Raw genomic sequence first — 12394 nt, forward strand, 5'->3', positions numbered from 1 at the left:
GTCATCACGCAAACGGGATGGCAGCGGTGCGATGCGCACGCCACTGCCGAGATGGGCATGCGTCGCCTTTGCGGCGCGCCGCCTCGTATGGAACGCGCATTATTCATCATTTTCGCGCCGCAGCAAATGATAGTGAACCGCACCGGCCTTGCCGTGCTTCACGACCTGCCAGCCCGCGAGCGCGTCGTGCGCGGCCGGATCGAGTTCCGCCCCCGTCTCGACGTACAGCGCGCCGCCCGCCGCGACGAGCGGCGCCGACAGCGCGATCGCGCGCTCGAGCGCGGCCGGATCGCCGAACGGCGGATCGAGAAACACGACGTCGAACGCACCCGGCGCGAGCCCGGCCGCGAGCCGCAGCGCATCGGCTTCGGCGACTTCGACCGTGCGGGCGCCGAGCTTGTCCTTGATCGCACGCAGTTGCTGCGCGGCGCGCGGATGGCGTTCGACCATCACGACGCTCGCCGCGCCGCGCGACGCGGCCTCGAAGCCGAGCGCGCCGGTGCCCGCGAACAGGTCGAGGCAGCGCCGGCCTTCGAGATCCTGGCCGAGCCAGTTGAACAGCGTCTCGCGTACGCGATCGGGCGTCGGCCGCAGGCCGTCGAGATCGAGCACCGCGAGCGGGGTACGTTTCCAGTCGCCGCCTATGATGCGGATCGTGTGCGGCTTGCCGCGGCCAGGAGGGGCCGCCGGGCGGCCGGGAGAGGAACGGGACATACGGAATATAGGCAACGGAGGGACCGGGCGCGCGCCAGGGCGCACCGCCAAACAGGCGCACGTTACCACAGCGGCGTCGCGCACTGACGCGAGTGCCACGCCGCACTGATAAAATGCACGGTTTCGGCCGCCGTGCGCCGCGCCCGCGCGAACGCAGAACGGCCCATCCGGCGCCCCGCTCCTGGCGGCGGCCCACCCTCTTCCCGACGTCAGACCATGTTCAGCTTCTTCAAACGATTCAAGAAAACGCAGGAGCCCGATCCCGCGGAATCGCAATCGGCCGACGCGCAGCAAACGGACGAGCCGTCCGAGGCGCCCGCGCTCGAGGCTCCGCCCGCGGCCGACGTGCCGCAGGCGCCCGTGCAACCGGCCGCGCCGGCCGTCGTGATGACGGTCACGCCGACCAACGACGGCCGCGACGAAGTCGTCGAGACGGTCGAAATCGTCCCGCCGCCGCTGCAGGATGCATCCGCGAAGCAATCGTGGCTTGCGCGCCTGAAAACGGGGCTCGCGAAAACGGGCAACAGCATCACCGGCGTATTCGTCAACACGAAGATCGACGAGGATCTGTACGAGGAACTCGAAACCGCGCTGCTGATGTCCGACGCGGGCGTCGACGCGACCGAGTACCTGCTCGACGCGCTGCGCGAAAAGGTGCGCACCGGCCGGCTGACCGACCCGCAGCAGGTGAAGAGTGCGCTGCACGACCTGCTCGTCGAGCTGCTGAAGCCGCTCGAGAAATCGCTGATGCTCGGCCGCGCACAGCCGCTCGTGATGATGATCACCGGCGTGAACGGCGCGGGCAAGACCACCAGCATCGGCAAGCTCGCGAAGCATCTGCAGAGCTTCGACCAGTCGGTGCTGCTGGCTGCGGGCGATACGTTCCGCGCGGCCGCGCGCGAACAGCTGGCGGTCTGGGGCGAGCGCAACAACGTGACGGTCGTGCAGCAGGAAAGCGGCGATCCGGCCGCGGTGATCTTCGACGCGGTCAGCGCCGCGCGCGCACGCAAGATCGATGTGATGATGGCCGACACGGCCGGCCGCCTGCCGACGCAGCTCCACCTGATGGAAGAGTTGAAGAAGGTGAAGCGCGTGATCTCGAAGGCGCACGACGGCTCGCCGCACGAAGTGCTGCTGGTGATCGACGCGAACACCGGCCAGAACGCGCTCACGCAGGTGAAGGCATTCGACGACGCGCTCGGCCTCACGGGACTCATCGTCACGAAGCTCGACGGCACCGCGAAGGGCGGGATTCTCGCCGCGATCGCGCGGCAGCGCCCGGTGCCCGTCTACTTCATCGGCGTCGGCGAGAAGGTCGAGGACCTGCAGCCGTTCAGCGCCGTGGAATTCGCGGACGCGCTGCTCGGCTGAACGCCGCCGGCCCGCATCGCCCAGGGCGCCTTCGGGCGCCCTTTTTCATGCGCGCCCGGGGGGCGCCGCGCTCATTCGGCGTCGGGTTGCGCGCCGGGCTCGGCGGCCTTGAACGCGTCGAGCGTCGATGCATGGTCGACGATCCGTTGAATCGTCGGATAACGCGTCGTGTCGATCGAGAAGCGGTTCGCGTTGAACACCTGCGGCACGAGGCACAGGTCGGCGAGCGTCGGCGTGTCGCCGAAGCACAGCTTGCCGGTGCGCGGATCGTTCGCGAGGCGCGTCTCGAGCGTTTCGAAGCCCGCCTCGATCCAGTGCCGGTACCACGCGTTCTTCGCCTCTTCGGGTACCTGCAGCGTGTGCTTCAGGTACTTCAGCACGCGCAGGTTGTTGAGCGGATGGATTTCGCACGCGATCTGCAGCGCGACCGCGCGCACGTACGCGCGGTCGACCGGCTGCTTCGGCAGCAACGCGGGCTCCGGATGGGTTTCTTCGAGATATTCGATGATCGCGAGCGACTGCTGCAGCGTCGCGTCGCCGTCGGTCAGCGTCGGCACGACCGCATCCGGATTCAGTGCACGGTACTCGTCCTTCAGTTGCTCGCCACCGTTGCGCAGCATGTGCACGGGGACATAGTCGAACGGCAGCTGCTTCAGGTTCAGGGCGATCCGCACGCGGTACGACGCAGAACTGCGGAAATAGCTGTAGAGCTTCATGGGATGTCTCTCGTAGTCGTATTCGGCCGGCAACGGCACGGGCGCGGCGCAGCCGGCGCGCCCACCGCCGGTAACCAGGAGTGTAGCGCGACGCGATGCGCGGCCGCGCTTGCGCCGGCCGCACCCGTGCGATACTCGGGGCATTCCTTACGCTCACCGCGCGGCCCGATGCCGGCCGCCCGCCCCACGTCCCGATGACCGCTTCCCACGATCCCGCCGCCGTTCCGTTCCGTTGCGCCCGCTTCATCAAGGAGATCGGCCGCGGCCCGAACGGCGCGCGCGCACTGTCTGCCGAGGACACGTTCGAGCTCTATCGCGCGATGCTCGACGCACGCGTGTCGGACGTCGAACTCGGCGCGATCCTGATCGCCTATCGGCTGAAGGGCGAAACGTCCGACGAGCTGGCCGCGATGCTCGCCGCCGCGCAGGCGTCGTTCGAGCCCGTGCACGTGCAGGACGCCGCGTTCCGCCCCGTGTCGATCCCGAGCTACAACGGCGCGCGCAAGCAGCCGAACCTCGTGCCGCTGCTCGCGCTGCTGCTCGCGCGCGAAGGCGTGCCGGTGCTCGTGCACGGCGTCGAGCGCGACCCGGGCCGCGTGACGAGCGCGGAGATTTTCTCGGCGCTGTCGCTCGCGCCGTCGACGTCGCACGATGCGATCGAGGACATGCTCGCCGAGCGCCGCGTCGCGTTCGCGCCGATCGAAGCGCTGGCGCCGCGCATCGCGCACCTGCTGTCGATGCGCAGCGTGCTCGGCGTGCGCAACTCGACGCATACGCTCGTGAAGATCCTGCAGCCGTTCGCACCGGCCGGCCTGCGGCTCGTCAACTACACGCATCCGCCGTACCGCGACAGCCTCGCGCAATTGTTCCGCGACCATCCGGACGCCGCGCTCGGCGGCGCGCTGCTCGCGCGCGGCACCGAGGGCGAGGCCGTCGCCGATACGCGGCGCCAGGTGCAGGTCGACTGGCTGCACGACGGCGTGTGCGACACGCTGATCGAGGCCGAACGTTCGTCGACCGATACGCCGCCCGTCGCGCTGCCCGAATCGCGCGATGCGGCGACGACGGCCGCGTGGACGGACGCCGTGTTGCGCGGCGAGATGCCGGTGCCCGACACGGTCGCGCGGCAGGTCGCGACGATCGTGCAGATCGCCCGCATCGCACGCTGACGGCGCGGCAACGACCCGCCCCGCGCGCCCGACCATTTGACACGCGAGCGCATCCTGGCATAGAGTTGCCGTCATGCGTTCCTTTCCGAACACCCTCCGAATTACCTCCGGCCGCCTAGCGCGGCCGCTATCGCTACGACTAGCGTAAGGCTGTCGTAGCGCCGTGTGCTGTCCGCACGGTCCCTCCCTGCAGTTCCTCGCCGTACCCCTCTCGCAGTTTTTACAACCCGAAGTCGTCAGCATTCGTCCGTCTATCCGTCGGTCGATTCGCGAAGATCATCCGCAACCGCAGCGCGATCGCGCGCCGCGGTGCGAGGCAGCGCCAACCGTCGCCCCTGCCGCCCGTCTTCGCTCGCGACTTGAGACCCGAGGTCCAGAAGATGAAGCGCAATCCGCAAGACAAGTACCGTCCGTTCGAGCCCGTCCGCATCAATGGCCGCCGCTGGCCGACCCGCACCATCGAGCGCGCGCCCGTCTGGATGAGCACCGACCTGCGCGACGGCAACCAGTCGCTGATCGAGCCGATGAGCATCGAGCAGAAGCTCGAGTTCTTCGAGATGCTGGTCGCGATCGGTTTCAAGGAGATCGAAGTCGGTTTTCCGTCGGCATCGCAAACCGACTTCGATTTCGTCCGCAAGCTGATCGACGACCAGCGGATTCCCGACGACGTGACGATCGAGGTGCTCGTGCAGTCGCGCGAAGACCTGATCGCCCGCACGTTCGACGCGCTCGAAGGCGTGCCGCGCGCGATCGTGCACCTGTACAACGCGGTCTGCCCGTCGTTCCGCCGCATCGTGTTCGGAATGTCGAAGAACGACGTGAAGGCGCTCGCGGTCGACGGCACGCGCATCATCAAGGAACACGCCGCCGCGCGCCCCGACACGCACTGGACCTTCCAGTACTCGCCGGAAACCTTCAGCATGACCGAGCTGACGTTCGCGCGCGAAATCTGCGACGCGGTCGCGCAAACCTGGCGGCCGACCCGCGACCACAAGATGATCGTCAACCTGCCGGCCACCGTCGAGGCCGCGAGCCCGAACGTGTTCGCCGACCAGATCGAATGGATGGACCGCAACCTCGCGTATCGCGACAGCATCGTGCTGTCCGTGCATCCGCACAACGATCGCGGCACCGCGGTCGCGGCGGCCGAACTCGCGCTGCTCGCGGGCGCCGACCGCATCGAGGGCTGCCTGTTCGGCAACGGCGAGCGCACCGGCAACGTCGATCTCGTTACGCTCGCACTGAACCTCTACACGCAAGGCATCGACCCGGGCCTCGACTTCTCCGACATCGACGCGGTGCGCCGCGTCGTCGAACGCTGCAACCAGATTCCCGTGCATCCGCGCCATCCGTACGCGGGCGACCTCGTGTTCACCGCGTTCTCGGGCTCGCACCAGGACGCGATCCGCAAGGGTTTCGCGCAGCAGCGCCCCGACGCGGTCTGGGAAGTGCCGTACCTGCCGATCGACCCGGCCGACCTCGGCCGCAGCTACGACGCGGTAATCCGCGTGAACAGCCAGTCAGGCAAGGGCGGCGCGACGTTCCTGCTCGAACGCGGGATGGGCTTCACACCGACGCGCCGCGTGCAGATCGAATTCAGCCATGCGGTGCAGACGCTCGCCGACGCGTCCGGCGAGGAAGTGACGGGCGACGCGATCTGCGCGCTGTTCGCCCGCGAATTCTTCGAGACCGACGGCCCGGCCGCGCGGCATGGCAGCGGTGCACGCTGGCAGAACCGCGAGATCGCGGCAGCGCCGGCAGCGGCCGACGCGACGCCCGAAGACGCCGTGCGACATTTCGCCGCGGCATTCGCGGCGGCCGCCGGCGCCGCGATCGACATCGCGTCGTACGAACATGCGCGCACGACGGACGGCCGGATCGCGGTATCGGTCGGCTGCCGGGTCGGCGATGCGCCGCTGCGGCACGGGGTCGGCCTGCACGCCGATGCGGCAAGCGCCGCGCTCGATGCAATCGTCAGCGCAATCAACCGTTCGGCATGGCATTGCACGGATCGCCGCGCGGCGGCCTGACGCTCAGGGTTCGGCAGTCAGCGAGCAGGGCGTGACCGCCCGTGCGCCGCGCGATCCGCGCCGCACGGGCCAGCAAAAAGCGGCCCATAAGGCCGCTTCGGTGGGGACATGAAAAGGAGCGCCACGCGCGCTCATGTCTCGGTCGCGCACCGCGTCGCCTGCCATGCGAGCAGGCACCAGCGGCCCTGCTCCTCGGTGTGGACGGACGTATAGGCAATCGGAAAGACCAGGCCGCCGTTGTTCGTTTCCATCTCGATCAAAGCACGCCCGGTGACGACGCAGGTTTCGCCGCCGACGGGCAGTACGTCCTGCGACTGGATTTCGATCTGACGATAGCGGCGGCGGCCGGCGACGATGGCGTCGATGAACTGCTGCTTGGTTTCACGCTTGCCGTTGGTGTGCACGAAGAACACCTTGTCCGACAGCAGCGCGTCGAGCGCCTCGCCGTCCCCGTCCACCATCGCCCGGAACCGATCGCGCTCGAGCGCGCGGATCGCATCGACCACCTTCGCCATCGCCTGACTCCTCGGCAACGCGCACGCCGTGCGCGGGCATGCGGATCAGAAGTTGTACTGCACGTAGAACTGGTGGAAATTTATACCAGGATTCGGCTCTTTGATACCCGCGTTAGACACATGTTGAAAACGGTAACCGACCTGATACTGTTGCCGTTCTCCGAACTGTGCGCCGACACCGACGACATCCACGAACTGGAACGACGTCGCGAGCGAAAGATTGTTGGAGATCGTCGGGGAAGTCAGGAACCGGATACCGGCGCCGGCCTCGACGAACGGGCGCACCTGGCCCGCACTCTTGATGAAGCGGAACATCGGCGTCCCGCCGAATTCGCCGATGCTGCCGTGGACATTGCCGCCCGTGTGCCAGTAGCCGACGTGGCCTTCCATCACGAACGCGAAGTGCCAGCCGCCGATTTCCCACCAGTTCCAGCCCGGATCCCACACCACGCCGAGATCGGCCTTGTCGATCCCGTGACGATCCGAAAACCCGCCGCCCGCCTGGATACCCCATCGATCCGCGAACGCCGCGCCCGATCCGCCCAGAAGTGACGCCGCCAGCATCGCATGCAGCGCAAGCCGGCTGCGGGGCCGGCGATTCTTCTTATTGTTCATCTGACACTCCAACTTTGTGGGTTGAATGGAGCCTGCCGCGACGGCCTGGCCCGAGCGAACTGAATGGTATGGTAAAGGACTTTTCGGATCGGCATCACGAAGCGAAATGGCTTCCTTCCAAAACGACAAAAATCGAAATCGTCTACTGATTCCTATCAGAAACAATGGTTTACGGAACTTCGATCCGCCGCCTTGGTCGCAGATTAGACTATCGACTCGACTATCTCGATAGAAAAATCGGGAACTCAGATGCCCACGCCCGCTCTAAGGAATTAGCACTCGGTTTGCGGGAGTGCTAAGATTGGCCCCGGAATCTCATCCGAGACCCGGGGTTTGTCCCTGATTCCAAAGGAGTTTTTAGTGAGCAACGCCCTGACCCTTCCGAATACCCTGAGCCCGACGCCGGCCAAGGCCGAATCGGCAGGCTCGCTGGCGCTCGCAGCTCAATCGATGTTGCCGGGCCAGCTTGGCAACATCGACGCGTATATCCAGGCCGTCAATCGCATTCCTCTGCTGACGGCCGAAGAGGAACGCCAGTACGCAACCGAATTCCGCGAAAACAACAACCTCGACTCGGCGCGCCGCCTCGTGCTGTCGCACCTGCGTCTCGTCGTGTCGATCGCGCGCAACTATCTCGGCTACGGCCTGCCGCACGGCGACCTGATCCAGGAAGGCAACATCGGCCTGATGAAGGCCGTGAAGCGCTTCGATCCGGCCCAGAACGTGCGCCTCGTGTCGTATGCGATCCACTGGATCAAGGCCGAGATCCACGAGTACATCCTGCGCAACTGGCGCATGGTGAAGGTCGCGACGACGAAGGCGCAGCGCAAGCTGTTCTTCAACCTGCGCAGCCACAAGAAGAGCATGCAGGCGATGACGCCCGAGGAAATCGACGGCCTCGCGCAGGAGCTCAATGTCAAGCGCGAAGACGTGACCGAGATGGAAACGCGCCTGTCGGGCGGCGACATCGCGCTCGAAGGGCAGGTGGAAGACGGCGAGGAGTCGTACGCGCCGATCGCCTACCTGGCCGACTCGCACAACGAGCCGACCGCCGTGCTCGCCGCGCGTCAGCGCGACACGCTGCAGACGGACGGCATCGCGCAGGCGCTCGACGCGCTCGACGCGCGCAGCCGTCGCATCATCGAGGCGCGCTGGCTGCACGTCGACGACGACGGCTCGGGCGGCTCGACGCTGCACGATCTCGCCGCCGAGTTCGGCGTGTCAGCGGAACGCATCCGCCAGATCGAAGCGAGCGCAATGAAAAAGATGCGCACCGCCCTCGCCGAATACGCATAAATCCGGCGATTCAGAGCGCTTCATCGAAAACCGCTGCCCGACCGGCAGCGGTTTTTTTTTCGTCTGCTTTTTCCTGCTGCTTTTTCCGCTTTTCCCGCTGCGTTTCATCCGCTTTACCGCCCGTCTCTTCGGCGATTAATTGACCTGATTCATCAGGTATTAGGCCGTTTTCGGGCCCCTTCCGCATAACCTTGATCTGCCTCAAGTTTCAGCCTGCAGTTAGCGACGGTCTGCCGCAGCGCAGCACTCGGCATCGGAAAGCCGTCATCTTAAAATTGGCATGTCAGGCGCAAAAGGATTAAAACAGCTTTCACGGCCGTCATAAATCCGACGTAAAGTCGCCCCCAATCCGACCTAAATCGATTCAGGATAATCGCCTTGATCTCGATCAATAAAGAGCCTGCGCCGCCTCCCCAGCGGCCGGCCGGCACGATCGGCTGGCGCGCGCGCATCGCCGCGTGGGCTCGCGGACCGACCCTCGCCCGCGACATCACCCTGGTGCTGATCGTCAAGCTGATCCTCCTGATGTCGCTCAAATACGCATTCTTCAATCATCCGCAGGCCGAGCACATGTCGCTTCCGCCTGCCGCCGTCGCCGAGAAGTTGCTCTCGGTACCGGCGCCTGCACCCACCGAGGGAGACCACCATGATAAGTAGTGAAGTCGTCGATCTATCACGCCTGCAGTTCGGCATCACGGCGCTCTACCACTTCCTGTTCGTGCCGCTGACGCTCGGCCTGTCCTGGCTGCTCGTCATCATGGAAGCCGTCTACGTGATGACCGGCAAGCAGGTCTACAAGGACATGACCCAGTTCTGGGGCAAGCTGTTCGGCATCAACTTCGCGATGGGCGTGACGACCGGCATCACGCTCGAATTCCAGTTCGGCACGAACTGGTCGTACTACTCGCACTATGTCGGCGACATCTTCGGCGTGCCGCTCGCGGTCGAAGGCCTGATGGCGTTCTTCCTCGAATCGACGTTCGTCGGCCTGTTCTTCTTCGGCTGGAACCGCCTGTCGAAGGTCAAGCACCTGATGGTCACGTTCCTTGTCGCGCTGGGCTCGAACCTGTCCGCACTGTGGATCCTCGTCGCGAACGGCTGGATGAACAACCCGGTCGGCGCCGAGTTCAACTATCAGACGATGCGGATGGAGCTGACGAACCTGTTCGACGTGCTGTTCAACCCGGTCGCGCAGGTGAAGTTCGTGCACACGGTGTCGGCCGGCTACGTGTCGGCCGCGATGTTCGTGCTCGGCGTGTCGTCGTGGTACCTGCTGAAGAAGCGCGACATCGACTTCGCGCTGCGCTCGTTCGCGGTCGCGGCCGGCTTCGGCCTCGCGGCGACGCTCTGCGTGATCGTGCTCGGCGACGAATCGGGCTATACGACCGGCGAAGTGCAGAAGATGAAGCTCGCCGCGATCGAATCCGAATGGGAAACGCAGCCGGCGCCCGCATCGTTCACGCTGATCGGCATTCCGAACCAGGAAGAGCAGCGTACCGACTACGCGATCAAGATCCCGTATGCGCTCGGCCTGATCGCGACGCGCTCGATCGACGAACCGGTGATCGGCCTGCGCGATCTCGCGAAGCGCAGCGAGGAGCACATCCAGAGCGGGATGATCGCGTACGGCGCGCTGCAGAAGATCAAGCAGGGCGATACGAGCGCCGCGACGCGCGAACTGTTCGACCAGCACAAGCAGTATCTCGGCTACGGGCTGATGCTCAAGCAGTTCACGCCGAATGTGACCGACGCAACACCCGAGCAGATCAAGGCCGCCGCGAAGAAGACGATCCCGCCGGTCGCGCCCGTGTTCTTCTCGTTCCGGATCATGGTGGCCCTCGGCTTCCTGTTCGTCGCGACGTTCGTTGCCGCGTTCTGGTTCTGCGCGCGCCGCGAACTGCTGCAGGACAACCGCCGCTGGTTCCTGCGCTATGCGGTGTGGGCGATCCCGCTGCCGTGGATCGCGATCGAATTCGGCTGGATCGTCGCCGAACTCGGCCGCCAGCCGTGGACGATTGCGGGCGTGCTGCCGACGCACCTGTCCGCGTCGAGCCTGACGCCGACCGACCTGTACCTGAGCCTCGCGGGCTTCATCCTGTTCTACACCGCGCTGTTCGTCATCGAGATCAAGCTGATGTTCAAGTACGCGCGCCTCGGCCCGTCGTCGCTGCATACCGGCCGCTATCACCACGAACTCGCGGCCGCCAGCGAGCGCGCCCCGGCGTGAGCACGCACCCGAAACGGAACAAGGAATCGCTATGGACTATGCAACTCTCAAGCTGATCTGGTGGCTGCTCGTCGGCGTGCTGCTGATCGGCTTCGCCGTCACCGACGGCTTCGACATGGGCGCGACCGCGCTGCTGCCGTTCCTCGGCAAGACCGACGAGGAGCGCCGCATCATCGTCAACACGGTCGGCGCGACGTGGGAAGGCAACCAGGTGTGGCTGATCACGGCCGGCGGCGCGATGTTCGCGGCCTGGCCGCTCGTTTATGCCGCGTCGTTCTCCGGCTTCTACTTCGCGATGCTGCTCGTGCTGTTCGCGCTGTTCTTCCGGCCGGTGGGCTTCGACTACCGCAGCAAGCGACCGGACCCGCGCTGGCGCGCGGGCTGGGACTGGGGCCTGTTCGCCGGCGGCTTCGTGCCGGCGCTCGTGTTCGGCGTCGCGTTCGGCAACCTGCTGCAGGGCGTGCCGTTCAAGTTCGACAGCGACCTGCGCGTGACCTATTACGGCAGCTTCTGGGCGCTGCTGAACCCGTTCGCGCTGCTGTGCGGGCTCGTCAGCCTCACGATGCTCGTCGCGCACGGCGCCGCGTTCATCAAGATGAAGACCGACGGCGTGATCGCGCGCCGCGCATCGATCGCGCTGCGTGTGGCGTCGTTCCTCGCGGTCGTGCTGTTCGTGCTGGCCGGCGTGCTGATCGCGTCGTATATCGGCGGCTTCCACATCACGAACGCCGCGCCGACCGACACGGTCGCGAACCCGCTGCTCAAGGACGTCGCCGCCGGCTCGGGCCTGTGGCTCGCGAACTACGGCGAGTATCCGTGGATGATCGCGGCGCCGGTCGTCGGGATCGCGGGCGGCCTGCTGGCGCTGCTGCTCGCCGGCTCGAAGCAGGAGAAGACGGCGTTCTTCTGCACGGGCCTGATGATCGTCGGCGTGATCCTGACCGCCGGCTTCTCGATGTTCCCGTTCATCATGCCGTCGTCGCTCGACCCGCGCAGCAGCCTGACCGTGTGGGATTCGACGTCGAGCCACAAGACGCTGCAAGTGATGCTGTTCGCGGTGATCGTGTTCCTGCCGATCGTCCTGATCTACACGGGCTGGGTGTATCGCGTGATGCGCGGCAAGGTCACGCACCAGACACTCGAAGAGAACAATCACTCGATGTATTGAACCGGGCCGGGGCGCACTGGCGCCCCCGCCCACCGTTTCGCAAGGAGTCGGATCATGTGGTATTTCAGCTGGATTCTCGGTATCGGCGTCGCGCTGTCGTTCGGCATCGTCAATGCGATGTGGCTCGAAGCGCGGCAGAAGACGCAGGAAGCGCCCGCGCGCGTGCGCCGCGACTGACGCGTGACATGCTGCGCGGCGGATCGCGCCGCCGCCGTCCGGAACGAACCTCGCTTCGCGCGAGGTTTTTTTTCGTCCCCGCCGTCCGGACAGGCACCGCACGCCGATGCCAATTTAGCGCCAGATTGATACCACTTGAATACCAATAAAAGGTTTCATAAGATCGTTGGACACGGCCGCTGACAAGCCGAATCCTTCTGGGTGGGGGAGACATGCGAATCCCGTTTATGGCGCGCGCCTGCGCGTCGTGTCGCCGGGCGGCGGCCGGTTGCCGTTCGGCGGCGCCTGTCGTCGCCAGCGTGCGCGGCCGGACGAACATAGCCGACCGCGGCCGCTTCGCCATTGCTGCCGTTGCCGCGCGCCGCCGATGAACGCGCGTACGCCGCCCCGCCGATC

13 protein-coding genes are annotated in these 12394 nt (G+C 66.0%); 8 read left to right on the forward strand and 5 right to left on the reverse strand.

The window, feature by feature from the left end; genetic code table 11:
* Positions 1 to 99 precede the first annotated feature (99 nt).
* The gene (gene rsmD, locus FPJ27_RS33555) at positions 100 to 714 is read right to left on the reverse strand and encodes a 16S rRNA (guanine(966)-N(2))-methyltransferase RsmD (RefSeq protein WP_204424581.1); all 615 of its coding nucleotides are present in this window, start codon (positions 712 to 714) and stop codon (positions 100 to 102) included.
* A 216-nt stretch (positions 715 to 930) separates the two neighbouring features.
* On the opposite strand from rsmD, the gene ftsY reads away from it, so the two are divergent.
* The gene (gene ftsY, locus FPJ27_RS33560) at positions 931 to 2085 is read left to right on the forward strand and encodes a signal recognition particle-docking protein FtsY (protein ID WP_072444699.1); all 1155 of its coding nucleotides are present in this window, start codon (positions 931 to 933) and stop codon (positions 2083 to 2085) included.
* A gap of 71 nt (positions 2086 to 2156) precedes the next feature.
* Here ftsY and maiA read toward each other — a convergent pair whose 3' ends face one another.
* Complete coding sequence (gene maiA / locus FPJ27_RS33565) at positions 2157 to 2801, reverse strand: maleylacetoacetate isomerase (RefSeq protein ID WP_072444701.1); 645 nt, start codon at positions 2799 to 2801, stop codon at positions 2157 to 2159.
* Positions 2802 to 2995: 194 nt separating this feature from the next.
* Between maiA and ybiB the strand changes: the two genes are divergently transcribed.
* Both ybiB and leuA read left to right on the forward strand, forming a co-directional pair.
* Positions 2996 to 3970, forward strand: coding sequence for a DNA-binding protein YbiB (gene ybiB / locus FPJ27_RS33570; RefSeq protein ID WP_204424585.1), 975 nt, complete (start codon positions 2996 to 2998; stop codon positions 3968 to 3970).
* Between the two features lie 380 nt (positions 3971 to 4350).
* The gene (gene leuA / locus FPJ27_RS33575) at positions 4351 to 6000 is read left to right on the forward strand and encodes a 2-isopropylmalate synthase (RefSeq protein ID WP_204424588.1); all 1650 of its coding nucleotides are present in this window, start codon (positions 4351 to 4353) and stop codon (positions 5998 to 6000) included.
* Positions 6001 to 6131: 131 nt separating this feature from the next.
* Here the strand turns inward: leuA and FPJ27_RS33580 are convergent, their stop codons facing one another.
* Together FPJ27_RS33580 and FPJ27_RS33585 are read right to left on the reverse strand one after the other, a co-directional pair.
* The gene (locus FPJ27_RS33580; protein ID WP_034179077.1) at positions 6132 to 6515 is read right to left on the reverse strand and encodes a nuclear transport factor 2 family protein; all 384 of its coding nucleotides are present in this window, start codon (positions 6513 to 6515) and stop codon (positions 6132 to 6134) included.
* Positions 6516 to 6560: 45 nt separating this feature from the next.
* Complete coding sequence (locus FPJ27_RS33585) at positions 6561 to 7130, reverse strand: acyloxyacyl hydrolase (protein ID WP_072444709.1); 570 nt, start codon at positions 7128 to 7130, stop codon at positions 6561 to 6563.
* 360 nt (positions 7131 to 7490) lie between these two features.
* Between FPJ27_RS33585 and rpoH the strand changes: the two genes are divergently transcribed.
* Positions 7491 to 8426, forward strand: a complete 936-nt coding sequence (gene rpoH / locus FPJ27_RS33590; protein ID WP_111016065.1) for an RNA polymerase sigma factor RpoH — start codon at positions 7491 to 7493, stop codon at positions 8424 to 8426.
* 10 nt (positions 8427 to 8436) lie between these two features.
* Here the strand turns inward: rpoH and FPJ27_RS33595 are convergent, their stop codons facing one another.
* Positions 8437 to 8631, reverse strand: coding sequence for a hypothetical protein (locus FPJ27_RS33595; protein WP_204424592.1), 195 nt, complete (start codon positions 8629 to 8631; stop codon positions 8437 to 8439).
* Between the two features lie 167 nt (positions 8632 to 8798).
* On the opposite strand from FPJ27_RS33595, the gene cydP reads away from it, so the two are divergent.
* Genes cydP through cydX form a run of 4 tightly spaced genes read left to right on the forward strand, consistent with a single transcriptional unit; the run spans position 8799 to position 11998 of the window.
* Positions 8799 to 9083 (forward strand): cytochrome oxidase putative small subunit CydP, encoded by a 285-nt coding sequence (cydP, locus tag FPJ27_RS33600; RefSeq protein WP_177318437.1) that lies wholly within the window; start codon positions 8799 to 8801, stop codon positions 9081 to 9083.
* Positions 9073 to 10653, forward strand: a complete 1581-nt coding sequence (locus tag FPJ27_RS33605; RefSeq protein ID WP_204424595.1) for a cytochrome ubiquinol oxidase subunit I — start codon at positions 9073 to 9075, stop codon at positions 10651 to 10653. Before cydP ends, FPJ27_RS33605 begins: the two co-directional genes overlap by 11 nt.
* A 31-nt stretch (positions 10654 to 10684) precedes the next feature.
* The gene (cydB, locus tag FPJ27_RS33610; protein WP_072444717.1) at positions 10685 to 11821 is read left to right on the forward strand and encodes a cytochrome d ubiquinol oxidase subunit II; all 1137 of its coding nucleotides are present in this window, start codon (positions 10685 to 10687) and stop codon (positions 11819 to 11821) included.
* Between the two features lie 54 nt (positions 11822 to 11875).
* Positions 11876 to 11998 (forward strand): cytochrome bd-I oxidase subunit CydX, encoded by a 123-nt coding sequence (gene cydX, locus FPJ27_RS33615; RefSeq protein WP_034179083.1) that lies wholly within the window; start codon positions 11876 to 11878, stop codon positions 11996 to 11998.
* Positions 11999 to 12394: the final 396 nt, after the last annotated feature.

It is taken from the genome of Burkholderia sp. MS455 (assembly GCF_016899445.1).
Taxonomy (GTDB): domain Bacteria; phylum Pseudomonadota; class Gammaproteobacteria; order Burkholderiales; family Burkholderiaceae; genus Burkholderia; species Burkholderia pyrrocinia_C.